At 68.1% G+C, this 26,748-nt stretch carries 27 protein-coding genes; 18 read left to right on the top strand and 9 right to left on the bottom strand.

Annotated elements, in window-relative coordinates:
- The first annotated feature begins 17 nt into the window (after positions 1-17).
- The 7 genes from HPA01S_RS08660 (at position 18) to HPA01S_RS08630 (ending at position 7,677) form a co-directional block, all read left to right on the top strand.
- Complete coding sequence (locus HPA01S_RS08660; RefSeq protein ID WP_066268890.1) at positions 18-344, top strand: metal-sensitive transcriptional regulator; 327 nt, start codon at positions 18-20, stop codon at positions 342-344.
- Positions 345-465: 121 nt separating this feature from the next.
- Complete coding sequence (locus HPA01S_RS08655) at positions 466-1,155, top strand: glutathione S-transferase family protein (protein WP_066268887.1); 690 nt, start codon at positions 466-468, stop codon at positions 1,153-1,155.
- Positions 1,156-1,198: 43 nt separating this feature from the next.
- Positions 1,199-2,494, top strand: coding sequence for a multifunctional CCA addition/repair protein (locus HPA01S_RS08650; protein WP_066268884.1), 1,296 nt, complete (start codon positions 1,199-1,201; stop codon positions 2,492-2,494).
- A gap of 104 nt (positions 2,495-2,598) precedes the next feature.
- The gene (otsB, locus tag HPA01S_RS08645; protein ID WP_066268882.1) at positions 2,599-3,345 is read left to right on the top strand and encodes a trehalose-phosphatase; all 747 of its coding nucleotides are present in this window, start codon (positions 2,599-2,601) and stop codon (positions 3,343-3,345) included.
- Positions 3,342-5,153: a glycoside hydrolase family 15 protein gene (locus tag HPA01S_RS08640; RefSeq protein WP_066268880.1), complete on the top strand. Its 1,812-nt coding sequence runs from the start codon at positions 3,342-3,344 to the stop codon at positions 5,151-5,153. Before otsB ends, HPA01S_RS08640 begins: the two co-directional genes overlap by 4 nt.
- A 133-nt stretch (positions 5,154-5,286) precedes the next feature.
- A complete protein-coding gene (gene otsA / locus HPA01S_RS08635) occupies positions 5,287-6,669 on the top strand; it encodes an alpha,alpha-trehalose-phosphate synthase (UDP-forming) (protein ID WP_066268878.1) in 1,383 nt (460 codons plus the stop codon).
- Between the two features lie 81 nt (positions 6,670-6,750).
- Positions 6,751-7,677 carry a mechanosensitive ion channel family protein gene (locus HPA01S_RS08630; protein WP_066268874.1) on the top strand — a complete coding sequence of 309 codons (927 nt, stop codon included), beginning with the start codon at positions 6,751-6,753 and terminating at the stop codon, positions 7,675-7,677.
- 4 nt (positions 7,678-7,681) lie between these two features.
- On the opposite strand, the gene HPA01S_RS08625 is transcribed toward HPA01S_RS08630, so the two are convergent.
- The 4 genes from HPA01S_RS08625 to HPA01S_RS08610 form a co-directional block, all read right to left on the bottom strand.
- Positions 7,682-8,656 (bottom strand): glucokinase, encoded by a 975-nt coding sequence (locus HPA01S_RS08625; RefSeq protein WP_066268871.1) that lies wholly within the window; start codon positions 8,654-8,656, stop codon positions 7,682-7,684.
- A gap of 92 nt (positions 8,657-8,748) precedes the next feature.
- Positions 8,749-9,195, bottom strand: coding sequence for a thioredoxin TrxC (gene trxC / locus HPA01S_RS08620; RefSeq protein ID WP_066268868.1), 447 nt, complete (start codon positions 9,193-9,195; stop codon positions 8,749-8,751).
- Between the two features lie 40 nt (positions 9,196-9,235).
- Entirely contained in the window at positions 9,236-9,430 is a 195-nt protein-coding gene (locus HPA01S_RS08615) for a DUF2905 domain-containing protein (protein ID WP_066268866.1), read from the bottom strand.
- A 2-nt stretch (positions 9,431-9,432) separates the two neighbouring features.
- Complete coding sequence (locus tag HPA01S_RS08610) at positions 9,433-10,554, bottom strand: class I SAM-dependent methyltransferase (RefSeq protein WP_066268864.1); 1,122 nt, start codon at positions 10,552-10,554, stop codon at positions 9,433-9,435.
- Between HPA01S_RS08610 and HPA01S_RS08605 the strand changes: the two genes are divergently transcribed.
- Genes HPA01S_RS08605 through HPA01S_RS08590 form a run of 4 tightly spaced genes read left to right on the top strand, consistent with a single transcriptional unit; the run spans position 10,553 to position 12,881 of the window.
- Positions 10,553-11,302 carry a hypothetical protein gene (locus HPA01S_RS08605; RefSeq protein ID WP_066268861.1) on the top strand — a complete coding sequence of 250 codons (750 nt, stop codon included), beginning with the start codon at positions 10,553-10,555 and terminating at the stop codon, positions 11,300-11,302. The two genes, HPA01S_RS08610 and HPA01S_RS08605, sit on opposite strands and share 2 nt — an antisense overlap.
- The gene (locus HPA01S_RS08600; protein WP_066268857.1) at positions 11,295-12,095 is read left to right on the top strand and encodes an SDR family oxidoreductase; all 801 of its coding nucleotides are present in this window, start codon (positions 11,295-11,297) and stop codon (positions 12,093-12,095) included. The genes HPA01S_RS08605 and HPA01S_RS08600 overlap by 8 nt, the downstream gene beginning before the upstream one ends.
- Position 12,096: 1 nt before the next feature.
- Complete coding sequence (locus HPA01S_RS08595; protein WP_066269109.1) at positions 12,097-12,495, top strand: dihydroneopterin aldolase; 399 nt, start codon at positions 12,097-12,099, stop codon at positions 12,493-12,495.
- Positions 12,492-12,881, top strand: a complete 390-nt coding sequence (locus HPA01S_RS08590; protein WP_066268855.1) for a dihydroneopterin aldolase — start codon at positions 12,492-12,494, stop codon at positions 12,879-12,881. The genes HPA01S_RS08595 and HPA01S_RS08590 overlap by 4 nt, the downstream gene beginning before the upstream one ends.
- Positions 12,882-12,899: 18 nt before the next feature.
- On the opposite strand, the gene HPA01S_RS08585 is transcribed toward HPA01S_RS08590, so the two are convergent.
- The 4 genes from HPA01S_RS08585 to HPA01S_RS08570 are packed head-to-tail and all read right to left on the bottom strand — an operon-like array spanning position 12,900 to position 17,372.
- Positions 12,900-15,317, bottom strand: coding sequence for a xanthine dehydrogenase family protein molybdopterin-binding subunit (locus tag HPA01S_RS08585; RefSeq protein ID WP_066268854.1), 2,418 nt, complete (start codon positions 15,315-15,317; stop codon positions 12,900-12,902).
- Position 15,318: 1 nt separating this feature from the next.
- Positions 15,319-15,798 (bottom strand): (2Fe-2S)-binding protein, encoded by a 480-nt coding sequence (locus HPA01S_RS08580; protein ID WP_066268853.1) that lies wholly within the window; start codon positions 15,796-15,798, stop codon positions 15,319-15,321.
- A gap of 28 nt (positions 15,799-15,826) precedes the next feature.
- Positions 15,827-16,681, bottom strand: a complete 855-nt coding sequence (locus tag HPA01S_RS08575; RefSeq protein WP_066268847.1) for an FAD binding domain-containing protein — start codon at positions 16,679-16,681, stop codon at positions 15,827-15,829.
- 10 nt (positions 16,682-16,691) lie between these two features.
- Positions 16,692-17,372: an SRPBCC family protein gene (locus HPA01S_RS08570; RefSeq protein ID WP_066268845.1), complete on the bottom strand. Its 681-nt coding sequence runs from the start codon at positions 17,370-17,372 to the stop codon at positions 16,692-16,694.
- Between the two features lie 93 nt (positions 17,373-17,465).
- On the opposite strand from HPA01S_RS08570, the gene HPA01S_RS08565 reads away from it, so the two are divergent.
- The 7 genes from HPA01S_RS08565 (at position 17,466) to HPA01S_RS08535 (ending at position 24,279) form a co-directional block, all read left to right on the top strand.
- Positions 17,466-18,182 carry a TetR/AcrR family transcriptional regulator gene (locus HPA01S_RS08565; RefSeq protein ID WP_245638601.1) on the top strand — a complete coding sequence of 239 codons (717 nt, stop codon included), beginning with the start codon at positions 17,466-17,468 and terminating at the stop codon, positions 18,180-18,182.
- Between the two features lie 36 nt (positions 18,183-18,218).
- Complete coding sequence (locus tag HPA01S_RS08560) at positions 18,219-19,280, top strand: C4-dicarboxylate TRAP transporter substrate-binding protein (RefSeq protein WP_066268840.1); 1,062 nt, start codon at positions 18,219-18,221, stop codon at positions 19,278-19,280.
- 60 nt (positions 19,281-19,340) lie between these two features.
- Entirely contained in the window at positions 19,341-19,901 is a 561-nt protein-coding gene (locus HPA01S_RS08555; RefSeq protein ID WP_066268837.1) for a TRAP transporter small permease subunit, read from the top strand.
- Entirely contained in the window at positions 19,898-21,226 is a 1,329-nt protein-coding gene (locus HPA01S_RS08550; protein WP_066268835.1) for a TRAP transporter large permease, read from the top strand. Before HPA01S_RS08555 ends, HPA01S_RS08550 begins: the two co-directional genes overlap by 4 nt.
- 134 nt (positions 21,227-21,360) lie before the next feature.
- Positions 21,361-22,581 carry an ATP-binding protein gene (locus HPA01S_RS08545; RefSeq protein WP_066268833.1) on the top strand — a complete coding sequence of 407 codons (1,221 nt, stop codon included), beginning with the start codon at positions 21,361-21,363 and terminating at the stop codon, positions 22,579-22,581.
- Entirely contained in the window at positions 22,578-23,510 is a 933-nt protein-coding gene (gene ttcA / locus HPA01S_RS08540) for a tRNA 2-thiocytidine(32) synthetase TtcA (protein WP_066268831.1), read from the top strand. Before HPA01S_RS08545 ends, ttcA begins: the two co-directional genes overlap by 4 nt.
- A gap of 46 nt (positions 23,511-23,556) precedes the next feature.
- Positions 23,557-24,279 (top strand): hypothetical protein, encoded by a 723-nt coding sequence (locus tag HPA01S_RS08535; RefSeq protein ID WP_066268829.1) that lies wholly within the window; start codon positions 23,557-23,559, stop codon positions 24,277-24,279.
- A 28-nt stretch (positions 24,280-24,307) separates the two neighbouring features.
- Here the strand turns inward: HPA01S_RS08535 and HPA01S_RS08530 are convergent, their stop codons facing one another.
- On the bottom strand, positions 24,308-26,680 hold the full coding sequence (locus HPA01S_RS08530; RefSeq protein WP_066268826.1) for a hybrid sensor histidine kinase/response regulator: 2,373 nt from the start codon (positions 26,678-26,680) through the stop codon (positions 24,308-24,310).
- Positions 26,681-26,748 lie beyond the last annotated feature (68 nt).

Here is a 26,748-nt window from a genome sequence, read left to right as displayed (position 1 = left end):
TCAACTACAAGCCACCCATGCCAGCCTCAGCCCGCAAGTCCCCGAACCGCAAGCCCGTCTCGAACACATCGGGCTCTGCCTACCACTCGGAACACCAGCGCGATGTGGTCAATCGGCTCAAGCGCATCGAGGGCCAGGTGCGTGGCCTGATCGACATGGTGGAGAGTGGCAGAGGCTGTGAAGACGTGGCCCAGCAGATGGCCGCAGCACGCAAGGCCATGGACCGCGCCTTCTACCGCATGATGGCCTGCGAGATGATGGAAGCGGTGTCGGTGTCGGACGCCGAACTGAGCATTTTTCGCGAGGTCGAGCGCTCGACCCGCATTCTCGAAAAATACGCCTAAATAGCTAGCACCCCGGGGCCACGGCGCGGGCCCGGCACGGCGAATGAATCGCGCGGTGTTTTGGCATCAATCAGCGGCCGACAACGCCCTACCATGGCGGCTTCTTCAGCGGAGGTTTTCCATGGCATTGCAGCTCTACATCGGCAACAAGAACTACTCATCCTGGTCCATGCGGCCCTGGGTGCTGCTGAAGCAGGCCGGCATCCCGTTTGAGGAAGTGATGGTGCGCTTCGACTCCTTCGACACCAACTCGGTCTTCAAGAAAAAGCTGCGCACCGTGAACCCGTTGGGCAAGGTGCCGGTGCTGGTGGACGACGGCCTGGCGGTCTGGGACACCCTGGCCATTGCCGAGTACCTCGCCGAACGTTTCCCTGAGCACCGGTTGTGGCCGCAGGACGTGAAGGCACGCGCCCGCGCCCGCAGCGTCTGCGCCGAGATACACAGCGGTTTCTCCGCCCTGCGCAACCACTGCCCGATGAACATCGAAGCCTCGCTGCCCGAGATCGGCCGCCTGGTCTGGCGCGACAAGGCCGAGGTGCGCGCCGACGTGGCGCGCCTGTGCGGCCTGTGGAGCGAGCTGCTGGCCGCACAACCCGCCGGCGCCCTGCTGTTCGGTGAGTTCAGCATCGCCGACGCCTACTTCGCGCCGGTCTGCTCGCGCCTGGTCACCTACGAACTGCCGGTGCCGGCCGACCTCGCCGCCTACGTGGCGCGGGTGCTGGCCCTGCCGGGCGTGAAGGCCTGGATCGACGAGGCCCGGGCAGAACACGACTTCATCGACTTCGACGAACCCTACCGCCTGGGCCGCTGAAGCCCCGCCGGCCTGGCGCCGGCGCAAGGCCTAAACTGGCGCCATGAAAATCTATCTCGTGGGCGGCGCCGTGCGCGACGCGCTGATGGCGCGTGCCGCCGCCACACCGCCCGCCGCACACACGGACCGCGACTGGGTGGTGGTGGGCGCCACGCCCGAGGCCATGGCCGATGCGGGTTTCCTGCCAGTCGGACGCGACTTCCCGGTCTTCCTGCACCCGCAGACGCGCGAGGAATACGCGCTTGCGCGCACCGAACGCAAGACCGCGCCGGGGTACCACGGCTTTGCCTTCCACACCGCGCCCGGCGTCACGCTGGAAGACGACCTCTCGCGGCGCGACCTCACCATCAACGCCATGGCGGTGGCCACTGAACACGCGGACGACCCTGCCCAGGCACCCGTGATCGACCCGCACCACGGCCAGCAGGACCTGCAGGCGCGCGTGCTGCGCCACGTCACCGGCGCCTTTGCCGAAGACCCGGTGCGCATCCTGCGGCTGGCGCGTTTTGCCGCGCGCTTCCCCGATTTTTCGGTGGCGCCCGACACCCTGGCGCTGATGCGGCGCATGGTGGACGACGGTGAGGTGGACCACCTGGTGGCCGAGCGTGTCTGGCAGGAACTCGCACGTGGCCTGATGGAGCAGCGCCCGAGCCGCATGCTGGAGGTGCTGCGCGATTGCGGTGCGCTCGAACGCCTGTTGCCCGAGGTGGACCGCCTCTGGGGCGTGCCGCAGCGCGCCGACTACCACCCCGAGATCGACACCGGCATTCACCTGATGATGGTGCTGGACATGAGCGCGCGCCTGGATGCACCACTCACCGTGCGCTTCGCCTGCCTGTGCCACGACCTCGGCAAGGGCACGACGCCCGCCGACGTGTTGCCGCGCCACATCGGCCACGAGGAGCGCAGCGCGCGCCTGCTCAAGGGCGTGTGCGAACGCCTGCGGGTGCCGACCGACTGCCGCGAGCTGGCCGACGTGGTGGCGCGCGAGCACGGCAACATCCACCGCAGCGGCGACCTGTCGGCCGCCGCGCTGGTGCGCCTGCTGGAACGCTGCGACGCGCTGCGCAAGCCACACCGCTTTCAAGAGGTGCTGCTGGCCTGCGAGTGCGACGCGCGCGGCCGCCTCGGCCTGCACGAGCAGCCCTACCCGCAGCGCGCGCGGCTGGCGCAGGCACTGCAGTGGGCGCAGGCCGTCGACACCGCCGCGGTGGCCGCGCTGGCGCAGGCCGAGGGCCTGGCCGGTGCGGCCGTGGGTGGGCGCATCCACCAGGCGCGCGTGGCCGCGGTGCACGATGGCCTGAGCGCCGCCACAGGCCGCGCCGACGCTGGCGATTGAGCATGTGCCCTGGCCGTCAAGTGGCGCCGCAGTCTCTCACCCGCAGGGTCGGTTAAACGATTTATCACCCCATGCGGGTCCGAGGGCTGTTACGGTAGGGGCTGATGAGCACCCTCCTTCCTAGACTGTTGAGCGACCGGTCCGCGCTGTTTCTGGACTTCGATGGCACGCTCGCCGATCTGGCCCCACGGCCCGACGCCGTGGCGATAGACCCCCAACTGGTGCCCCTGCTGCACCGGCTGCACGAGCACCTGGGCGGCGCGCTGGCGCTGATCACCGGGCGCGCGCTGGACGACCTCGAGTCGATGCTGGTCTCGCCCTGGCCCTGGCCCGGCGCCTTCGAGCACGGCGCCGTGCGCCTGTCCCTGCAGGGCGGCGCGGCCGCCATGCGCCCCAACGGGCTGGCGCGCGCCATCGCCGCCGCCGAGCACCTGGTGTCGCGCCATGGTGGCCTGCTGCTGGAACGCAAACAGACCTCCATCGCCCTGCACTACCGGCTGGCGCCCACGCTGGAAACGTTGTGCGTGGACACGCTGTCGCGCGCCATCGCCAACCAGCCCGGCCTGCAGCTGCTGCGTGGCAAGGCGGTGGTGGAGGTGAAGTCCATCGGCATCAGCAAAGGCACCGCCATCGAAGCCTTCATGCGCGAAGCCCCGTTCGCCGGACGCGTGCCGGTGTTTGCCGGCGACGACGTGACCGACGAGGCCGGCTTCGACGTGGTGCAGCGCCTGGGTGGCCAGGGCATCAAGGTTGGCGAGGGCGCCAGCCGCGCGCGCCACCGCTGTCCCAACCCCGCCGCCTTGCGCCACTGGTTGGGCGACGCTTTTGCCATCCCCAGCACCACACCATGAGCAACCCCGGTTTCGCCCCGCCCGCCCCGGCCTCCCTGTCGCTCGGCATGGTCGGCAACTGTTCCTTCAGTGCCTTGATCGATCCGCACGGCCGCGTGGTCTGGAGCTGCCTGCCACGCTTCGACGGCGACCCGGTGTTCCACGCCCTGCTCGGCGGTGACGACGCCGAACAGGGCGCCTTCGCCATCGAGATCGAAGGCCTGGCAGAAGCCACCCAGCGTTACGAGCCCAACACCGCGGTGCTGATCACCGAGCTCTGGGACCACGACGGCAACGGCCTGTCCATCACCGACTTCGCGCCGCGTTTCCTCTCGCGCGGGCGTTACTTCAGGCCCACGCAACTGGTGCGCCGCGTGCGCCCGCTCAAAGGCGCGCCACGCATCCGCGTGAGCCTGCTGCCGCGTTTCGACTGGGGCCGGTCGGCGCCCACCATCACCTCGGGCAGCAACCACATCCGTTACGTCGGCGACGGGCAGACGCTGCGCCTGCACACCGATGCGTCCATCAGCCACGTGCTCTCGCGCGCGCCCTTCCTGCTGATGCGCGAGCACAACTTCATCTTCGGCCCGGACGAAACGCTGGACAGCGGCATCGGCGACACGGCGCGCCACTTCGAGCAGGAGACCATCGCCTACTGGCGCAACTGGAGCCGGCGCCTGGCGATTCCGCTGGAGTGGCAGGAGGCGGTGATCCGCGCGGCCATCACGCTCAAGCTCTCGCTCTACGAAGACACCGGCGCCATCATCGCGGCGATGACCACCAGCATCCCCGAGTCGCCGGGCAGCCAGCGCAACTGGGACTATCGCTACTGCTGGTTGCGCGACGCCTTCTTCGTGGTGCGCGCGCTCAACAGCCTGTCCGAGGTCGGCACCATGGAGGACTACCTGCGCTGGCTGTCCAACGTGGTGGTGGGCGCGGGCGGTGGCCACATCCAGCCGCTGCACGGCATCGGCCTCGAACGCGAACTGCCCGAGCGCATCTGCGACACCCTGTCCGGCTATCGCGGCATGGGGCCGGTGCGCGTGGGCAACCAGGCGCAGGAACACTTCCAGCACGACGTGTACGGCAACATCGTGCTGGCCGCCGCCCAGGCCTTCCACGACAAGCGCCTGCTGCGCCAGGCCGGCCTGGCCGAGTTCGAAAAACTCGAAGCGGTGGGCGAACGCGCCATGCTCATCCACGACCAGCCCGACGCCGGCATGTGGGAGCTGCGCACCCGGGCGCGTGTGCACACCAGCTCGGTGCTGATGTGCTGGGCCGCCTGCGACCGCCTGGCCAAGATCGCGCGTACGCTGGAGCTGCCGGGGCGCGCCGAGCTGTGGGCCGACCGCGCCGATACCATGCGCGAGCGCATCCTGCGCGAATCCTGGAGCGAGAAGCGCCAGGCCTTCGCCGAGAGCTTCGGTGGCCACGACCTGGACGCCAGCGTGCTGCTGATGGCCGAGGTCGGCCTGATCGACCCGAAAGACCCACGCTTCATCGCCACGCTCGATGCGCTGGAGAAACACCTCTGCGACGGCCCCTTCATGCGGCGCTACGAAGCGGCCGACGATTTCGGCAAGCCCGAGGTGGCGTTCAACATCTGCACCTTCTGGCGCATCGACGCGCTCGCGCGCATCGGCCGCGTGGACGAGGCACGCGCCATCTTCGAGACCATGCTGGCCGCACGCAACCCGCTGGGCATGCTGTCGGAAGACACGCACGCCACCACCGGCGAGATGTGGGGCAACTTCCCGCAGACCTATTCGATGGTGGGCATCATCAACGCGGCCGTGCGGCTCTCGGCCAGTTGGGACAGCGTGATATGACCCACTCCGCAGCGCCGTTGGCGCTTCCCCCTCAAGGGGCGACACCAACGGCCCGGCAAAGCCGGTTCCACGGTGTCCCTGGATCGGCGCCCGGCAGGCCAACGCAGGTAGCCGCTGGCGGGAGCGAGAGCGCATGAGCCGCCTGGTCGTCGTCTCCAATCGCATCGCCGACCCGCGCAAGCCGGCCTCGGGCGGGCTGGCGGTGGCGCTGGGCCAGGCGCTTGAGGCCTCCGGCGGACTGTGGTTCGGCTGGAGCGGCAAGGTGGTGGAAGACGGCACGCCGGGCGAAAGCGATCTGCACCTGCAGACCGCCGGCGGTGTGCGCCTGGCCACGGTGGACCTGAGCCGCGAGGACCACGACAGCTACTACCTGGGCTACAGCAACGGCGTGTTGTGGCCGGTGTTCCACTACCGGCTCGACCTGGCCGATTTCGACGCCGGCTACATCGGCGGCTACCGGCGCGTGAACCAGATGTTCGCGCACAAGCTCAAAGCCCTGCTGCGGCCCGACGACATCATCTGGGTGCACGACTACCACCTGATCCCGCTGGCCGCCGAGCTGCGCGCCATGGGCTGCCAGCAGCGCATGGGTTTCTTCCTGCACATCCCGCTGCCGCCTCCGCTGATGCTGGCCGCCGTGCCGGAGCACGACTGGCTGATGCGCTCGTTGTTCGCCTACGACCTGGTGGGCTTCCAGAGCGAGGCCGACGTGTCGCACTTCGCGCGTTACGTCAACACCGAGACCCCGGCCGACATCCTGGGCGAACACGAGTTCCGCGCTTTCGGCAAGACGCTGCAGGTGCAGAGTTTCCCGATCGGCATCGACGTCGACGAGTTCGCCGCGCTCGGCCAGGGCCGCGACGCGTTGGACATGCACGAGCAGATGCGGCGCGAGTACTCGCGCCGCCGCCTGCTGCTGGGCGTGGAGCGCATGGACTACTCCAAGGGCCTGCCGCAGCGGCTCAAGAGCTTTCGCCAGCTGCTGCGCGCCTACCCGGAGAACCTGGGCAGCGCCACCCTGATCCAGATCGCCGCGCCCAGCCGCGAATCGGTGGATGCCTATGCCTCGCTGCGCCAGGAACTGGAGAGCCTGTGCGGCTCCATCAATGGCGACTTCGGCGAGCTCGACTGGATGCCGGTGCGCTACATCCACCGCAACGTGGCGCGCAGGCGCCTGCCCGGCCTGTACCGTGCGGCCAGCGTCGCGCTGGTGACGCCCTTGCGCGACGGCATGAACCTGGTGGCCAAGGAGTTCATCGCCGCGCAAGACCCGGAAGACCCGGGCGTGCTGGTGCTCTCGCGTTTTGCTGGCGCGGCCGAGCAGATGAAGGAAGCGCTGCTGGTCAACCCCTACGACACCACACGCACCGCCGAGACCTTGCAGCGCGCGCTGCAGATGCCGCTGGCCGAACGGCAGCGCCGCCACCAGGCGCTGCTGCAGGGCATCCGCGAGCAGGACGTGCACTGGTGGCGCGAACGTTTCCTGGCCGCCCTCAAGGCCATTCCCACCGCCTGACCCCCATCCACAGCGGGCGCCGGCCGCCAGGCCGGCGCCCGCCTTGCATTTTTTCTTTCACGTTCCGGAGGACAGACACCCATGACCGACAACTTCATCGACATCGCCAGCCGCTGGTGGATCAGCCTGGGCGGCGCGGCCACCGCCATGCTGCGCATCGTGGTCATCATCGCGCTGGCCTGGCTGGTGGTGGGCGTGACGCGGCGCGCAATGCGCACCCTGCGCACACGCATCTCCGACCGCATGGACGACCGCGAAGCCGCCAAGCGCGCCCAGACGCTGGACCAGGTGTTCCGTTACCTCATCACGGTGGTGGTGAGCCTGGTGGCGGGCATGCTGGTGCTGGCCGAGATCGGGGTGTCGGTGGCGCCCATCCTGGGTGCGGCCGGTGTCGTCGGCCTGGCGGTCGGCTTTGGTGCACAGAGTCTGGTGAAGGACTACGTGACCGGCTTCTTCCTGCTGCTGGAGAACCAGATCCGCCAGGGTGACGTGGTCAAGCTCAGCGAGCACTCGGGTGTGGTGGAACAGGTCACGCTCCGCTACGTGCAGCTGCGCGACTACGACGGCAACGTGCACTACGTGCCCAACGGCTACATCAGCACCGTGATCAACATGACGCGAGACTTCAGCAACGCGGTGGTGGACGTGCGCGTGGCGCTGCGCGAGAACGTCGAAGAAGTGATGGAAGTGATGCGCGACGTCGCCGCACAACTGCGCAGCGACCCGGCGTTTGCGCCGCGCATCCTGGGCGACCTGGAGATCGCCGGTGTGGACAGCTGGGCCGAGTCGGCCGTCATCATCCGCTGCCGCCTGCGCACCCTGCCGATCGAGCAGTGGGGCATCAAGCGCGAATACCTGCGCCGCCTGAAGTCGGCCTTCGATGCCAAGGGCATCCAGATCCCGGTGCCGCACCTCATGGTGTACGCCGGGCAGGACCGCGAGGGCAAGGCGGCACCGTTCACCATCACCCAGCAGCAGGCCACGGCGCCGGCCGCACAGGCCGACTGAGGACTCAGGGGCGCGTGTCGAGCGCGCAGGCCGCGCCCAGCAGCGCCGGCGATTGCGGCGCGGTGATCACCCAGACCGGGATGCTGCTCTGGTATCCCTCGAAGCGGCCCTTGGCGTCGAAACGCTCGCGGAAGGGCGAACGGTCGAACCAGGTGCCCAGGCGCGGCACCACGCCACCACCGACGTACACACCACCGCGCGCACCGAGCGTGAGCGCCAGGTTGCCGGCCACCGAGCCCAGCACGCCGCAGAAGATCTGCAAGGCCTCCACCGCCTGAGCGTGCGTGCCGGCCAGTGCGGCCTCGGTCACGGTGGCGGCGCTGGTGAAGGCGCTGTCGTCCACACCGTCGGCCAGGCACAGGATCTGGCAGGTCTCCAGCAGGCCCATGCCGCTGGTCACGCGCTCGGCCGAGGCGTGGCCATGGCGCTGCACCAGCACGTCCATCAGCATGCGTTCGCGCGGATTGGCAGCGGGCAGCGTCACGTGGCCACCTTCGCCGGCAATCGGCACCCAGCCGCCCGCGCCATCGGGCAGCAGGCCCGACACGCCCAGGCCGGTGCCGGCCCCGAGCAGGCCCAGCGCCGCACCCGCCACGGCCGCACCACCGCCCACCTGCCGCAGGTCTTCTGCCGGCAGATGCGGCAGCGCCAGCGCCAGCGCGGTGAAGTCGTTGAGCACGCGCAGCGTGCGCAGGCCGAGTTCGTCGCGCAGGGCGGCCTGCGAGAACGTCCAGTTGTGGTTGGTCATGGTGACCCGGTCACCGGTGACCGGGTTGGCCATGGCGATGGCCGCCAGCGCCGGCTGGCGGCCCAGGCCGTCCAGGTACACGCGGATCGCCGCCTGCAGGCTGGGGTGGTCGGCCACCGGCAGCACCTGGATGTGTTCGATGGCGGCACCGGGCCCGGCTTGCCAGGCCAGCCGCGCATTGGTGCCACCGACATCGGCCAACAGACGGCCTGTGTTCGAAGATGAAGACATGCTGAAAAGAGGAAGGCCCGAGGAGCCTCAACGATAGCGCCTATTGCGGTGAAATCTTCGACCGCCAACGGGCCGAAGCCAACGGGCCGAACTCAGGCCCGCGGCAGGTGCGCGCGCGCCCAGCGCACGATGTCGGCCGCGCCCATGGCGCCGGGCTGGCGCGCCACCTCGCGGCCCCCCACGAACAGCGCCAGCGTGGGAATGCTGCGGATCTGCAGCCGCGCCGCCAGCGCCTGGGCTTCTTCGGTGTTCAGCTTGGCCAGCCGCATCTGCGGCTCCAGCTCACGTGCTGCCGCCTCGAACTGCGGCGCCATGCTGCGGCAGGGCCCGCACCACGGCGCCCAGAAATCCACCAGCACCGGGATCTGCGAACGGGCCACGTGTTTTTCGAACGCATCCGCGTCGAGCGCGGCCGGGTGGCCGTCGAAGAGGGGGCGGTGGCATTTGCCGCAATCGGGCGCCTGGCCCAGGGCATCGCGCGCCACGCGGTTGGTGGTGTGGCAGTGCGGGCAGACGATGTGCAGGGGATCGGTGGTCATTTCAGCAAGATGCCTGCGCTGCGGCCGATTTCAAGCCGGCTCAGACCAGGTAACCGATCAGGCTGGCCAGCATGCTCAGCACGACGGTGGTGGCGAAGGGCAGGAACCACTCGCGGCCGAAGGCGGTGAAGCGGAAATCGCCCGGCAGCTTGCCGAAGCCCAGCTTGCGCAGCAGCGGCGTGAACCAGCTGATGAGCAGCAGGGCCAGGAAGATGACGATCATCCAGCGGATCATGGTCAGAGCCTGTGCGTGCGGTCGCCCGCGGCAAAACCCAGCGGCAGCCAGGCCGCGCCGGTGCCGGCGGGCGCGAGCGCGATGACCTTGAACAACTCGCCCATCTCGTGCTCGTTCACCAGCTTCTGCATCATCGCGTTCTGCCGCACATCGGCGTGTTGCGCCACGTCGAGCAGGCCGCAGTTGATGAGGAAGCGGCCCTGGCTGGTGTAGCCCAGCACGTCCAGGCCGGCGTCCTGCGCGGCCAGGGCGATGCCGGTGAAGTTCACGTGGGCGGTGATGTCCTTCTCGCCCAGGTCGCTCAGCGGATCGCTGTCGCTGCGGTGCTGGCGGTGGCAGATCAGCGTGCCCATGGCGCGCTGCGGGTGGTAGTACTCGGCCTCAGGGAAGCCGTAATCGAGCAGGAAGGCGGCGCCGCGTTGCAGGCGGTCGGCCAGGGTGCGCACGAAGGCCTCGCCCTGCGGGTGAATTTCGGTGACGTAGTCGTGCTCGCCATCCACCTCGAGCGGCGGCCGTGCCTCGGTGGCGCGGTCGGCCCAGGCCAGGGCGCCCGCCGCGTCCAGCGCCACGCCGCGCTCGTGCCACACACCGCCCACGCGCGCCAGCAGGCGCACCGGCATCGCGTCGAGCACCTCGTTGCCGAGTACCACGCCATGCAGCGTATCCGGCAGGGCATCGGCCCAGTGCACACGCTCGGCGTGGGCGCCCAGTGTGGCGCGCTGGCGCTCGCGCAGGCTGCCCGACAAATCAACGATGGTGTAGCGGCGCAGCGGCTGGCCGAGCGCGTCCAGCGCCTCGATCACCTGCAGCGCGAGCGCGCCGGTGCCGGCACCGAACTCCCACACCTCGTCGGTGCCGCTGGCGGCGAGGGCCTGCGCCACCTGGCGCGCCAGCGTCTGGCCAAACAGCGGTGTGAGTTCGGGTGCGGTGACGAAATCGCTGCCGTCTTTCGCCAGCTGGCCGAACTTGGCGCGTGCGTTGGCGTAGTAACCCAGGCCGGGTTCGTAGAGCGCGATCGCCATGAAGCGGTCAAACGGCAACCAGCCGCCGTGCTGCGCGATGTGGTGTCGGATAATCCCGGGCAGGTCATCCACCGCTGGGTCTGAAAGGGAAACTGGCACCATGAGTGAAGAAGGTTTGCGGACGTCCAGCGACCTCATTCGCTGGCTGAAAATGCTGGCGCTGCCAGGATGGGCCAAGCTGGGCCTCGCGGCCATTATGCTGCTCACCCTGGCCAACGCACTGGGCCTGCTGGTGAGTGGCATGCTGGCGCGCGACAAGGAGGCCATCGCCGCGGCCGTGTCGATCCTGACCGTGGGGCTTCCGCTGGGCCTGATCGTGATTGCCCTGGTGTTCGGGGACGGCGGCTCGCGCAAGCTGCGCCAGCTCACCTCCCTGCTGCTGGAGAAGGAAGTGCCCAAGGCACTGCAGGAAAACCTGGCACCGCTGGCGGGGCCGGGTGCGCTGGCGAACGCGCGCATCGAACACCAGTCCCGAGGCTTCATCACCGACTACACGGTGTCCATGCCGTCCGACGCGCCACCACCGGCCACCTTGCACTTCCGGCTCGAACTCAATGTGCGCAAGGTCAACCTCGTGTTCTGGGCGCCCACACCGCCGGCTGACAACAATGCAAGAGCCGTGTTCGAGAACCATCCCGGACTTCACTCCTGCCTGGTGGGCGCCGAGCGGGAGGGTTATGTGCTCAACCCCCTGATCCAGACCGAGGCCGGCACCGGCCGCAAAGGCTGCGTGTTCATCAAGGTCCTGCACGAGGATTTTCTGCTGAGCCCCGCCCATCGCCTTTACTTTGCGCAGGATCTGTCGTTCTTCGTTCGCGGTTTGCTGGAGGCGGCGTCCCCCCATGGCTGACCGGGTACTTGTGACGGGTGGCGCGCAGCGCCTGGGCGCCGAACTGGTGCGGGCCTTCGCGCACGCGGGCTGGGAGGTTTGGTGCCACTACCACCACTCCAGCGATCATGCCGAGCGCCTGCGTGCGGAATTGCGACAGGCAGGCCTGTCTGTCGAAACCGTGCAGGCGGATCTGGCGCAGCAGGACGAGGTGCTGGCGATGATGGACGAGGTCGAGCGCCGAAGCGGCCCGCTGCGTGCGGTGCTCAACAACGCCTCCCAGTTCGAACCCGACACCGGCGCCGCATTCGACCCCGAGCGCGCCAGGGCGCTGCTGGAGGTCAACCTCATCGCACCGCTGTTGCTCGGGCGCGAACTCGCCCGGCAGCACGCGGCTGGCAGCAGCACCGACGCCTGCGTGGTCCATGTGCTCGACCAGAAGGTCTACAACCTGAACCCGGACTATTTTTCCTACACCACCTCCAAGCTGGCGCTGGAGCGCGTCGTGGCCCTGCAGGCGCAGGCGCTGGCGCCCCGGGTCCGCGTGTGCGGCGTCGCACCCGGCCTCATGTACCTGAGCGGCCCGCAGGACCCGGAGAACTTCGAACGCGCCAGCCGGATCAACCTGCTGCGCAAGCCGATCCGCCCGGCCGACGTCGCGCAGGCCTGCCTGTTCCTGGCGGGCAATCCCTCCGTGACCGGCACCACCCTCTGTGTCGACAATGGCCAGCACCTCGTGCCGCTGGAGCGCGATGTGATGTTTGTCGTCGATGAACTGTTCAAGGAGTCCGAGCGTGACCACCGCCCCCGCTGACATGCAAGACCTGATGCGCACCTGCCGCAAGCTGTTCCTGCGCCGGCACGAGGTGTGGGTGCAGATCGGCGTGCACGATTTCGAGAAGACCGGCGCGCAACGCATCTGGATCGACGTGGAGCTCTATGTGCCTTACGCCCGATCGACGCCGAGCACGGACCGCCTGGACGAAGTGGTGGACTACGACTTCGTCCGCGCCGTGGTGGCCGAGCGCATCGGCCAGGGCCCCATCGGCCTGCAGGAAACGCTGTGCGACGACCTGGTGCAGCGGCTGCTGCAGCACCCGGATGTCCAGGCGGTGCGCCTGTCCACCAGCAAACCCGATGTCTACCCTGATTGCGAGGCCGTCGGGGTCGAAGTGTTCCGGTTCCGGTCCGACACCCCGGGTACAAAACAATGACCAATACCTCCGACACCGCCCCGCAGCAAGGCCAGCAGATCCTCACCCTTACGGGCCTGCGTTTCGACGCCAACCTCGGCATCCTCGATCACGAGAAATCGAGCCCGCAGCCGATCCAGGTTGACGCCGAACTCAACCAGGGCACCCAGCCGCTGCTGCCACACGACGACGACATCGGCCACGTGCTCGACTACCGCAAAGTGCGCCAGATCATCATCGACGAGTGCACCGCCGAACACGTGAACCTGCTGGAGAGCCTGATCGGCAAACTCACGCGCCGCCTGATGCAACTGCCCGGCGTGATCGGCGTGCGCGTGAAGATTGCCAAGCTGGAGATCTTCGACGACTGCGAGGTGGCGATCCGGATGGAGAGTGGGCAGTGGTGAGCACCCTGCCCGCGCTTCTCAGGCCACCTTGCCCAGCGCGCGCAGCAGCTTCTCCGGCGTGATCGGCTGAGAATGCACGTGGGCGCCGAAAGGCGCGATCGCGTCGTTGATGGCGTTCATCACCGCCGCGGGTGCGCCCGCGGTGCCCGCCTCGCCCGCGCCCTTGGCACCCAGCTTGGAGCTGCGCGTGGGCGTCATGATGTGGGCCACCTCGATGTCGGGCATTTCGGCCGACATGGGCACCAGGTAGTCGGCCATGTTGGCGTTGAGCATCAGGCCGGCGTCGTCGTACAGGCACTCCTCGAACAGCGCACCGCCGATGCCCTGCACGATGGCACCACGCATCTGCTCGTCCACCAGCATGGGATTGAGCACGCGGCCGCAATCCTCCACCGCCCAGTGCTTGAGCAGGCGCACGAAGCCGGTCTCGGGGTCGACCTCCACGTAGGAGGCTTGCACGCCGTTGGTGAAGATGAAGGGGTAGTCGCGCTGCGCGTAGTGGCGCGTCACCATCAGCTCGGGCGTGAAGTCGGGCGGCAGGGTGTCGGAGCGGAAGTAGGCGATGCGGCCCAGCTCGGCCAGCGGCAGCAGTTCCGCGCCGCCGTCGGCGTCCACCACGCGGTCGCGGCGCAGTGCCAGCGTGTCCACCTCGCGCTGGAGAATCACGGCCGCCAGCTTGAGGATGCTCTCGCGCAGCGCCTGACCCGCGAGCAGCACCGCTTCGCCGCCGATGCCCGCACCGCGCGAGGCCCAGGTGCCGCCGCCGTAGGGCGTCATGTCGGTGTCGCCAGTGATGACCTTCACCTTGCTGATGTCCACACCCACCGCGTCGGCCGCGATCTGGCGGTAGATGCCTTCGGTGCCCTGGCCTTGTTCGCCCACGCTCACCAGCACGGTGATGTCGCCCTCCGGGTCCAGCCGCACGGTGGCACCATCCTGTGAGGCAATGCGCGCGCCGCCCACGCCGTAGAAAGCGGCGCTGGGGTTGGTGAGCTCGATCACCGTGGCGAAGCCGATGCCGCGGTGGATCCCCTGCTTGCGCAGCGCAGACTGTTCGGCGCGCAGCGCGTCGTAGTGCATCAGCTCGCGCAGCTTCTTCAGGCTGGCCTCGTGCGACAGCACCTCAAGCTTGATGCCCGAGGCGCCAGTGGCCGGGTAAGCATCGTCGGGGATCACGTTCCTGGCGCGGATTTCCAGCGGGTCCATGCCGATCTTCTGCGCCGCGAGGTCCACCAGGCCCTCCGTCACCGCGCAGGCAATAGGGTGACCCACGCCGCGGTACTGGCAGGTGGGGGTCTTGTTCTGGAACACCACGTCGAGCTTGGCACGGTAGTGCTTGTGCTTGTATGGCCCGCCCACCAGGTTGACGACCTGGTTGCCCTCGATCGCGCTGGTGCGCGGGAACATCGAGTACGGGCCGATGCCGGTGAGGTCGTGCATGTCGAAGCCCAGGATCTCGCCGTCGTTGTTGACGGCGATGCGGGCCTGGACGCGGTGGTGGCGCGCGTGGATGTCGCTGGTGAAGCTCTCCAGGCGGTCGGCCACGAACTTAACCGGTCGGCCCAGTAGGATGGACAGGGCCACGGTGGCGAAGTCGTCCGGGTAGGCGTGCACCTTGAGGCCGAAGGAGCCACCCACGTCCTTGCAGAGCACGCGGATGGCGCTGGCGGGCAGATCGAACTGGCGGCCGTACAGGTCCTGCATCATGTGCGGCGCCTGGCACGAGTGGTAGACCGTCAGGCGCTGCTCAGCCGGGTTCCAGTGCGCGATCTGTCCGCGTGGCTCCAGCGTCACGCCGGTGTGGCGGCCAAACTCGAAAGTGGTTTCGGCCACCACGTCGGCTTCGGCGAAGACCTTGTCCACATCGCCCACGTCCAGGCTGCGCGTGAAGCACAGGTTGTCGCCCAGTGTGTCGTGAATCGGCGCGGCGCCTTCGTCAAGTGCGCGCTCCATGTCGGTGGCCAGAGGCAGCTCTTCCCAGTCCACCATGATGTGCTGCAGCGCATCTTCGGCTTGCGCACGTGTCTCGGCCACCACCGCCACCACCGGCTCGCCCTGCCAGCAGGCGCGGTCCACGGCGAGTGCGTTTTGCGGTGCGGATTTCATGCCCGCGAGGTGCCCCAGCACCGCCACCCAGGGCTTGCAGACCTTGGCCAGGTCCTGGCCGTCGGCCACCATGAGCACACCGGGCATGGTGCGCGCCGCGTCGCCGTGCACGGCCTTGATGCGCATGTGGGCCACCGGGCTGCGCCAGTACACCACGTGCGCCAGGCGCGGCAGCTCGATGTCGTCGATGTACTGGCCCAGGCCCTGCGTGAGACGCTCGATGCCGCTGCGCGGCACGGGCACACCGATGTAGCGCTGGTCTTCGGTGACGGGCGCGATCGGCGTGGGTTGTTCGGTGCCGGGTTCGAGGTTGACGATGTCGCGTTTCATGTCAGCTCTCCTTGCGCTGGCGCAGCACGTCGCAGATCGCATCGACGATGGCGTGGTAGCCGGTGCAGCGGCAGTAGTTGCCAGAGATCCAGTCACGCACCTCGGTGCGGGTGGCCTCGGGGCGCGTCTCGATCAGCTCCTTGGCGGCCATCAGCATGCCCGAGGTGCAGAAGCCGCATTGCAGCGCATTGCGCGCGATGAAGGCCTGCTGCAGGTCGCGGACCGTGCCGCTCTGGCTCAGGCCCTCGATGGTCTGCACGGTGCCGCCATCGGCCTGCACCGCCAGGGTGAGGCAACCGCGCACGATCTGGCCGTTGAGCTCGACGGTGCAGGCGCCGCACACGCCGTGTTCACAGCCGAGGTGGCTGCCCTTGAGGCCGATGTCCTCGCGCAGGAAATCCACCAGGTGGGTGCGCGGCTCGACGGAGCAGCGGCGCGTCTGGCCGTTGATGGTGACTTGGAGGGGAAACAGGTCGGGCATGGGGATTCTTCTCGCTCTTCTTCTCTTGTCAGGTGCGGGCCGAAGCCAGCAGGCGCTGCAGCAACACGCCGGCCAGGTGGCGCTTGGTGTCAGGGGTGTTGGTGAGGTCGGGCAAGGGCTCGATCTCCTCACGCAAGGCGGCCACGGCGCGGGTCAGGGTGGCGTCGTCGAGGGTTTTGCCATCCAGCACCGCCTCGGTTTCGCGCGCCCGCCAGGGTGTGATGCCCACGCCCATGAACGCCAGGCGCGGCGCGCGCAGCACACCCCCCTGCCGCTGCGCCGAGGCCGCCAGGCCCACGATGGCGTAGTCGCCGTGGCGCCGCGCGAGCTGCAACATGCCTTGCCACTGGTGCTCGGTCGCAATGGGCAACTCGCTCGCGATGATGATTTCTTCCGGCTGCAGTGCGGTCGCGTACAGGCCGGTGAAGAAGTCATCGGCCGCGATGCGGCGCTCGCCGGCCGGTCCCTGCGCGACCACCGTGCCACCCAAAGCCAGCAGGCAGGCGGGCCACTCCGCGGCCGGGTCGGCATAGGCGAGGGAGCCGCCCCAGGTGCCGCTGTTGCGAATGGCGCGGTGAGCGATGTGCGGCGCCGCTTCGGTGAGCAGCGGTGCCAGCCGCGCGACCAGGGCGCTCTGCTCGATTTGCGTGTGTGTGGCAAGCGCACCGATGCGCAGCACGTCGCCGCGTTGCTCGATGCCGCGCAGCGCCGCAAGCCCGGTGATGTCGATCACCAGCGCCGGCTCTGAAAGCCGCATGTTGAGCGTGGCCATGAGCGTCTGGCCACCGGCTAGCACGCGCGCGTCGTCGCCGTGGGTCTGGAGCAGATCGAACACCTGGGTGATCGAATGCGCCTTGATGTAGTCGAATGCAGCGGCCTTCAAGGCGGTCTCCTCAGACGAACAGAACGGAAGCGATCCACACGCCGAAGCCGGTGGACAGCGCACCCAAGGCGAACCAGAGCACGCGAACGCCTTCACTGCCCGCGGCGGGGGCAACAGGAGCCGCCGCGCCGCGCACGGTCACGGGTGCCGTGCGGGCAGGCGCCGCCGCTGGTGCCGCCTCGCCGTGGCCCGAGGCCGCAGGCGGTGCATCGCCCGCCGGCGTTTCGGGCGGCGCGGCTGGCGCTTCTTCGCGCGGCGCGAGCTCGGATTGCAGCGCGACAAAGAACTGGTCGGCCATCTGCTTGGCCGCCGCATCGATCATGCGGCCGCCCACCTGGCCGAGCTTGCCGCCCACCGACGCCTGGGCCGTGTAACGCAGTCGCGTGCCATCTCCTTCGTCGCTGAGCGACACGCTGGACTGGCCCTTGGCCATGCCCGCGGCACCGCCCGAGCCTTCGAACTGCAGCGTGCAGCCCTCACCCGGCCGCACGTCCTGCATGCGGATGTGGCCGGTAAAGCGGGCTCGCACCGGACCGATCTTCACCGCGACGCGCGCCGTGCGCTCGGTATCGCTGGTGGCGTCCATGCTTTCGCAGCCAGGGATGCAGCGCGCCAGCACCGCGGGATTGTTGATGGCAGCCCAGACCTCGTTGCGAGGTGCCGCCATCAGGATGTCTCCGTTGAGTTCCATGTGTGTTTTCTTTTGGCCCCCGGGTTTTCACGGGTGCGCTTGTTTACCAACCGTTCAACAATACTATGTCTCATTGACCTTTTGGTAAATAGAGTGCGCATACAGAAAAACCCTGATCAACAGCAGAAACTCGCCACCACCACTGTCGAGGGAGCACCCGCGCGCCGGCGGCTCAGCGTGAACGAGCGCGAGCGCCAGATCGTCGATGGCGCGATCCAGTTTTTTGCATCCCACGGCTTTGGTGCCCAGCTGCGCGATCTGGCCAAGAGCATCGGCGTGACACACGCGCTGCTCTACCACTACTTCCCCACCAAGCAGGCCTTGATCGACCGCGTCTACCTCGACGTGTTCGAAGGCCGCTGGCGCGACAGTTGGGATGCACTGCTCGACAACCCGAAGATCGATGTCGAGGACAAGTTCACCGCCTTCTATGCGGACTACGTGAACAACGCGCTTTCGCGCGAGTTCGTTCGCATCCTCATGTTTTCGGGTCTGATGGACCACGCCATCTCCGACCGCTTCTTCGCGATGCTGCGCGAGCGCCTGTTCCCGCGCCTCGTCCGCGAGACGCGGCGTTTTCGCGGTTCCACCTCGCGCGCCAAGCCCAGCGAGCGCGAGCTGGAACTGCTCATGGGTCTGCACGGCGGCATGTTCTACATCTCGATCCGCCGCTGGATCTATGGCCAGGACGTGCACAGCGATGCCATGCACGAGACCTGTGACGAAGCCTTGGTGCGTGACCGCGTGCGCGGCTACCTGCAGTCCAGCCGCGATCTGCTTGAGCCGGCCAAGACCCCCCCGGCTCGCTGAGCCATTCCACCCATACAAAAGAAGGAGACAACGCCCATGAAATTCGCCACCCTCACCGCTGCGGGCCTGCTGGCCCTGGGTGCCGCGCTGCCAGCCGCCGCGCAGCAACGCATCACCGTCAACATCGGCTCCAGCCACCCCACGACCAACATCTGGGCCTACGCCATGAAGGAGGCATTCCAGCCAGAGGTGGACCGCATCCTCAAGGCCGGCGGCGGGAAGTACGAGGTGCGCTGGCGCGAGAACTATGGCGGCACGCTCTACAAGTTCACCGACACGCGCGCCGCGGTGCGCGACGGCATCGTGGACGTCGGGATGGTGGGCACGGTCTGGGAAAACTCGGCCATGCCGCTGCAGAACGTCACCTACTTCACGCCCTTCGCCACCACCAACCACGAGCTGATGATCGAGATTTTCGACAAGCTCAACGTGACCGTGCCCGCGCTGCGCAACAGCTGGGCCACGCAGAACATGGTGCCGCTGTCCTCGCTGATCACCGACACCTATGACATCTACGCCAACTTCCCGATCCGCACCATGGCCGATCTTCAGAACAAGAAGATCAACGCACCAGGCACGTCGGCCAACTGGCTGCGCGAAACCGGCTCCACGCCGGTGGATGGCGCACTCACCACCTACTACACCAACATCCAGACCGGCGTGACGCAGGGCGCCCTGTCGTTCGCCAGCGGCATCGGCCCGGCGCGGGTGTACGAAGTTGCGAAGCACCTCACGCGGGTTGACATTGGCGCGATGTACTTCGGCAGCGTGGCCGCCAACAAGCGCTTCTTCGACAACCTGCCCAAGGATGTGCAGGACGCCTTCGTCCAGGCCGGCAAGGCTGCTTCCAAGGCGCACGGCGCGCACGTCACCAAGACCGCCAACGCGGCCCTGGAAACCATGAAGGCCGCCGGCCTGCAGATCAGCGACCTGCCCCCGGCCGAGAAGGCCAAGTGGGTCAACGGCCTGCCCAACATCGTGCAGCCCTGGTTGCAAGCCACGGGCGAGAACGGCAAGGCCGTGCTCAAGGCCTACTTCGACGAACTGCGTGCGCGTGGCGTGAAGCCCCTGCGCGACTGGGACGGCCAGAACCGCTGAGAGCGCCCTCTCCCGCCCCGCGCCAGTCCGGCGCGGGGCGCCTTCCCCCAGAGGTGATCCGTGCAAAACGAACCTGAGCTCGCCGCCGACGGCGCGGCCGCCGCGCCCGCGGCAACCCATCCCCTGCAAGGCATTGCGCGCGTGCTCGCCGCAGTCGGCACGGTGTGGATCTTTCTCATGATGTTGCTGGTGGTGGCCGACGTGGCCGGCCGCAACTTCTTTGACCATCCCATCACCGGCGTGGCCGAATTCGCGGCACGTTCGGTGGCGTCCATCGTCTTCCTGCAGCTCGCGGCAGCGATCTGCGCGGGCCGCATGACGCGCAGCGACTTCCTGCTGCGCGTGATCGGCAAACGCTCGCGCACCACCCTGCGCCTGCTCGAAGTGGGCAACGCCCTGCTCGGTGCGGCACTGTTCGTCGCCCTGGCCTTCATCGCCTGGCCCGAGTTCACGCAAGCCTGGAGCACCAGCGAGTTCTTCGGTGTGCAGGGCGTGTACACCGTGCCCACCTGGCCGTTTCGCGCACTCATCGTGGGTGGCTCGGTGATGGCCGCAGGCGCGTACCTGCTTCAAATTCCCTCGCTCTGGCGCCACGCCGGCGAGTCCGGAGAACCCACATGACAGAACTTGAATTCGGCGGCGTTCTGATCGGCGCGCTGGTCGTGCTGGTGCTGATGGGCGTGCACATCGCCATCGCCCTCATCGGCATCGGCTTCGCCGGTATCTGGCTGATGCGCGAAGACGTGCAGATGGCCATGCGGCTGTTCTACCTCTCGGCCTACAACGGTGTGGCCGACTACATCTTTGCCACCATCCCGCTGTTCGTGCTGATGGGGCTGCTGGTCTCGGTATCGAACGTGGGCAAGGACACCTTCGATGTGGCCGATGCGCTATTGCGGCGTGTGCGCGGTGGCCTGGGTGTGGCCACGGTCGCGGCCAACACGGTGTTCGCCGCCGTCACCGGCGTGTCGATTGCGTCGGCCGCCGTGTTCACGCGCGTGGCCGTGCCGGAGATGGTGAACCACGGCTATCGCACCGCCTTCGCCGCCGGCACGGTGGCGGGCAGCTCGGTGCTGGGCATGATGATCCCGCCCAGTCTGCTGTTCATCATCTACGGCGTGCTGGCGGAACAATCCATCGGCACCCTGTTCATCGCCGGCATCATCCCGGGCTTCATGCTGGCCGTGGTGTTCGTGGTGATGATCGTGCTCATGGCCACGTACGCGCCCGGCATGGTCTACGACCTCAAGCGCCAGCGCGACGCCTCGCTGCAGCGCAGCGCCGGCGCCGTGCTCACCAGCGCGCAGATGGCCGGCAAGCTGGTGCCCATCGTGCTGCTGGTGGTGCTCGTGCTCGGCGGTCTCTACAGCGGCCTGTTCACACCCACCGAGGCCGGCGGCATTGGCGCCTTCGGCGCTTTCCTGGTCGCCCTGTCGCGACGCAGCCTGGGCCAGGGCAAGCTCTGGCGCGTGCTGCACGAAACCGGCAGCATCTCGGTGACCATCCTGATCCTGCTCATCGCTGCCGGGTTCTACAGCCGCATGCTCTCGGTGGCGGGCGTTCCGATGGCCATCAGCGACATGGTGCAGAGCGCCGGGCTCGGCCCCACCGGTTTCCTGCTGATCTACATCTTCATCGTGCTGACGCTCGGCATGATCCTGGACTCCAGCTCCATGCTGCTGATCATGACGCCCGTGGCCGTTCCCATCGCCACCGAGTTGGGCTTCAACCTGATCCACTTCGGTGTCATCACGGTGCTTGCGGTGGAGATCGGCCTGCTCACGCCGCCCTTCGGCATCTCGGTGTTCACCGTGAAGTCCACCCTCAACGACCCCAAGGTCTCTGTGGAGTCGATCTTCGCGGGCTCGCTGCCATACGTGGGCGCCATGCTGTTCGTCCTGCTGCTGGTGGCCGTATTTCCAGCGCTGTCGCTGGCACTGACCTGAAGGAGATGGCCCGGGCGATCCGCTGTCGCCCTGGCCCGGCAGCGGCTTGATAAGGGGTATTTACCTCAGATCAAGTGATATTCGGCAAATTACTGGAATTCAGTAATTTATCGAACTTCGGTAGAATCGCGGCCATGAACCCGATTCGCAACCCCTTCGCCCCCGGTGCCGGCACGCCGCCGCCCGAGCTGGCTGGCCGCGATGCGTTGCGTGAGTCGCTGCGCGTGGCGCTGGAGCGCGCGCGCATCGGTCGCCCGGCCAAGAGCGCCATGCTGGTGGGCCTGCGTGGTGTCGGCAAGACGGTGCTGCTGGACCGCGTGCGCGACGATGCCGAGATGGCCGGCATCCAGACCGTGCGGCTGGAAGCGCCCGAAGGCCGCTCTCTGCCCGCGCTGCTGGCGCCGCAGCTGCGCCAGGCCCTCCTGCGCCTGAGCCAGAAAGAGGCCGCACGCGACCTCGCCATTCGCGGCCTGCGCGCGCTGGCCGGCTTCGCCAGCCGCCTGAAAGTCACCTACAACGACATCGAGGTCGGCCTGGACTACGAGGCCGAACCCGGCCTGGCCGACAACGGCGACCTGGAGCACGACCTGCAGGCCCTGATGGAGCAGGTGGGCCTGGCGGCCAAGGCGGCCGACACCGCGCTGGCGATGTTCATCGACGAGCTGCAGTACGTGCCGGAGGCACAGCTGGCGGCCCTCATCACCGCCCTGCACCGCACCTCGCAGCGCCAGTTGCCGGTGGTGCTGGTGGGCGCCGGCCTGCCGCAGCTGCGTGGTCAGCTCGGCAACGCCAAGTCGTATGCCGAGCGCCTGTTCGACTTCCCGGTCATCGGTGCCCTGCCCCCCGAGGCCGCGATGCAGGCGATCGAAATCCCCCTGCGCGACGAAGGTGTGGCCATCACCGCACCGGCGCTGCACGAGATCCTGCGCCTGAGCCAGGGTTATGCCTATTTCCTGCAGACCTGGGGCAGCCACACCTGGCTGGCGGCGGACAACAGCCCGATCGGGATCGACGTGGTGCGCAAGGCCAGCATCACCGCCGTGGCCGCGCTGGACGAAGGCTTCTTCCGCGTGCGCTTCGACCGCTGCACGCCGAAGGAAAAACGCTACCTGCGCGCCATGGCCGAACTCGGCGACGGCCCGCACCGCTCGGGAGACGTGGCGGCCTGCCTGGATGAAAAAGTGTCCTCGCTGGCACCCACCCGAAGTACCCTGATCGGCAAGGGCATGGTCTGGAGCCCCACCCACGGCGACACGGCATTCACCGTGCCCATGTTCGCCGCCTTCATGCAGCGCATCATGCCGGGGAACGCCTGGCGCGAGCCCGAGTCACTTACCCGAAGAGAACCGCGATGAACATCGAATTCGAAAACCACAAACTCGAAAAACGCCTGTGCCGCGAGGTCGGCCGCGCGATCGTGGACTACAACATGATCGAAGAAGGCGACCGCGTCATGGTCTGCCTCTCGGGCGGCAAGGACAGCTACGGCATGCTCGACATCCTGCAGAAGCTGCAGGCGCGCGCACCGGTGCGCTTCGAGCTGATCGTGGTCAACCTCGACCAGAAGCAGCCCGGCTTCCCGGCCGACATCCTGCCCGCCTACCTGACCAAGCTGGGCGTGAAGTTCCACATCGAGAACCAGGACACGTACTCCATCGTCAAGCGCGTGATCCCCGAAGGCAAGACCATGTGCAGCCTGTGCAGCCGGCTGCGCCGCGGCATCCTGTACCGCGTGGCGGACGAGCTGGGCGCGACCAAGATCGCGCTCGGTCACCACCGCGACGACATCCTGCAGACGCTGCTGCTCAACATGTTCTTCGGCGCCAAACTCAAGGGCATGCCGCCCAAGCTGGTGAGCGACGACGGCAAGCACGTGGTGATCCGCCCGATGGCCTATGTGCCCGAGAAGGACCTGATCCGCTGGGCCGAGATCCGCGAGTTCCCCATCATTCCCTGCACGCTGTGCGGCAGCCAGGAAAACCTGCAGCGCAAGCAGGTCGGCCTGATGCTCAAGGACTGGGAGCAGCGCTTCCCGGGCCGGGTCGAGAACATGTTCACCGCCTTGCAGAACATCGTGCCCAGCCACCTGATGGACCGCGCGCTGTTTCCTTTTGAAACCATCAAGGCCACCGGCGAGGCCGACGAGAACGGCGACAAGGCCTTTGACGACGAGCCCCTGCCGAAAGCGGGCGCCGGCGAAGCGGCAGCGGCCACGGACTGGCCGGCCCCGGTGGGGAACGCTTCGGCGCCCAAGGCAGTCATACCGATTGCCGCGGCCCACTGAGCACCCCAGCGTCAGCGCGCCGCACACCCCGACAACAGGAGGCAGCATGACCACCCGCGTGACCATCCGAGCAAACGTGTTTCGAATCTTCAAGGGCCTGGGCCTGGCGGCCGCGTTCGCGGCGCTGAGCGGCTGCGCCTCGGTGTACCTGGTGGACAACCAGGTGCAAAGCTACGCCCGCTGGGCCGACCGCGCCAGCGCCCCCGGCGTGCCTGTGGTGATCCCGCAGGCGCCGCAGGTGTACCGCTTCGACCGCCTGCCCTCGCAGCGCGAAGGCAAGGTTGCCACCGGGCAGGACGAACTGGAGAAGCTCACCGAACTGGCGCTGGCCAAGGTGGGCTGGACACGTGCCGCGGCCGGCACCGCCACGCAATGGACGGTGCATGTGGACGGCGGCACGCAGCGCCTGCCACGCGCCCCCTGGGAGAGCCCCTACGACGGCTTCTGGGGCGGCGGTTACTGGGGTGGTGGCTTCGGCCCCGGCTTTGGTTACGGCATGCCGGGGCGCGACTACATCGTGACCGGGCGCGGCCAGATCATCTGGATGCCGATGTACCCGCGCATCGAATCGCCTTACTACAAGCGCGAGGTCTCGCTGATCATCCGCCACGCCGCCAGCGGCAAGGTGGTGTACGAAACCCGGGCCGCTCACGACGGGCGCTGGAACAGCACGAACGGCCTCTGGTCGGCCATGCTGGACGCGGCACTGCGCGACTTCCCGGCCCCGCCCGAAGGCCTGCGCCAGGTCAACATCGAAGTGCCGCGCTGAAGCGGCGCCGGCCGCCGCGCTGGCGGCCTCAGGGCGTGGTGCGGCGCTCCAGCAGTTCGCGGATGGCTTCGCCCAGGGCGTCCATGCTGTCCTGCTTGCCCATCACGTCGCACACACCGGCCTCGGTGGCATCGGCGATCAGCTGGTCGTTCACATGGCCCGAGACGATCGCCACCGGCAGCCCCGGGCGCAGCGTACGCACCGCCTGCGCCACCTCAACGCCCGAGATGCCCGGCATGTTCTGGTCGCTCACCACCAGGTCCACCGGTTCGTCCGGGTGGGCACCCAGCCATTCCAGCGCCGACTCGCCAGACTCGAAGGTGCTGACCCGGTAGCCCTGTTTGCGCAGCAGTCGCCCGACCAGGAAGATCAGCGCCTCGTAGTCGTCGATGTAGATCACGTGTTTGCCCACCGGCGCAGCGACGGCCACCGCCTGGGCCGCGCCCGCGTCCGCCGGCACCGCCGCCTCGTCGGCTCCGGCGGCCAGCGGCAGGTAAACGTCGAAGCGCGCGCCCTCGCCCGGCCGGCTGTGCACCGCGATGGCACCGCGGTGCGCCTTGACGATGCCGTGCACCACCGCCAGCCCCAGGCCCGTGCCCGCGCCCGGCGCCTTGGTGGTGAAGAAGGGTTCGAAGATGCGCTGCTGCGTGGCCTCGCCCATGCCGGGGCCGTTGTCGGCCACGCTCAGGCAGGCGTAGGTGCCACCCGCCAGGCCGCCGAGCTGCAGGCCCTGCGACGCGTCCAGCACCTGCTCGCGCAGCGCCACCGTGATGTCGCCCGAGCCATCTTCCATCGCCTGCCAGGCGTTGGTGCACAGGTTCATCAACACCTGCTGCATCTGCGTCGCGTCGGCCAGCACATACAGGCAGCCCGAGGGCAGGCGCGTCACCAGCCGGATGCCGGCCGGCAGCAGGGAGCGCATCAGGCCCAGCGCATCCTCCACCAGCGGCGTGAGCGGCTGGCGCACCATCTCCTGCGTCTGGCGCCGGCTGAAGGTGAGGATCTGCTGCACCAGCTGGCGCGCGCGGATGGCGGCGCGGTTGATCTCGGCCAGGCTCTCCTGCGCCGGGTGGTTCTCGCCCACGTCCTCGCGCGCCAGCACCAGGTTGCCCAGGATGGCGGCCAGCAGGTTGTTGAAGTCGTGCGCCACACCGCCGGCCAGGGTGCCGATGGCCTCCATCTTCTGCGACTCGCGCAACTGCCCCTCCAGCGCCCGGTGCTGCGCCTCGGCGTGCTTGTGCTCGGTGATGTCGGTGTGCGTGCCCACCATGCGCGTCGGCTTGCCGGCCTCGTCGCGCGCCAGCACCACGCCGCGCGACAGCACCCACTTCCAGTTGCCGTCCTTGCACTGGATGCGGCGCTCGTTGCGGTACGCCGGAGCGCGCCCCTCAAAGTGGACCAGCCGGTCGGCGCGCATCTGGGCCACGTCCTCGGGGTGGGTGCGGGCGTCGAGCGCCACCGAGAGGTTGATCTCGTCGGCCTCGTCGTAGCCGAACATCGCCCTCACGCTGTCGGAGAAGAACTCTTCGTCGGTCACCAGGTCCCAGTCCCACACACCGTCGCCCGCGCTCTCCAGCGCCAGCTTCCAGAGCGCCTCGCTGGCATGCAGCGCGGCCTCGGCGTTCTTGCGGTCGGTGATGTCGAGCAGCATGCCCACCCGCAGGAAACCGCGCTCGTCGGACGACACCGCGCTGGAGCGGTTGCTCACCCACTTGATGGTGCCGTCGGGCAGCACGACACGGAACTCGGTCTCCAGCTGTGCCTGCCCGGCCAGGATGGCGCGCCGGTCGCGCTCCAGCAAGGCCTGGTCTTCGGGGTGGAAATAGCGGGCAATCATCGACGGGTTGCGCATCAGCTCTTCCGCCTCGAAGCCGTAGATGTCGCGGATGCCGGCACTCAGAAAGCGGTACTCGCGGCTGCCGTCGCGCCCCACGTACACAGAGAACACGGCACCGGGCACCTGGGAGGTGATCAGGCGCAGCTGCTCCTCGCTGTCGTGCAGGGCCTTCTGGTTGCGCATGCGCTCGGTGATGTCCTCCACCGTGCCCTCGTAATAGAGCAAGGTGCCGTCATGGTCGCGCACGGTGTGTGCGTTCTCGCTGATCCAGACGCGCTCGCGTGTCTTGTGGCGGTGGATCTCGGAGACGAAACCACGCACGAAGCCATCGCGTTCGAGCAGCGCCCGGAAGACGCTTCGACGCCCCGGATCGACGTACCACTCGCGGGCAATGTCGTTGACCGAGCTCAGCAGGGTGGCCTCGGTGTCGTAACCGTTGAGCGCCACCAGCGCCTGGTTGGCGCGCACCATGCGCCCTTCGGGAGAGCTGCGGTAGGCGCCAATCGGCAGGAAATTGAAGAGCGAGGAAAAATCCCCGTCCGGGCGTGATGGCGGCGGCGTCATGCCTCGGATTGTCTCGCAACCACCGCACCAGACGACCGCAATACGTGCGCCGGCGTGGCGCTGCCGGT

Origin of the sequence: Hydrogenophaga palleronii NBRC 102513 (assembly GCF_001571225.1) — a bacterium.
Classification (GTDB): Bacteria; Pseudomonadota; Gammaproteobacteria; order Burkholderiales; family Burkholderiaceae_C; genus Hydrogenophaga; species Hydrogenophaga palleronii.
The sequence above is the reverse complement of the archived record's forward strand: the minus strand, read 5'-3'. Positions and strand labels throughout refer to the sequence as shown.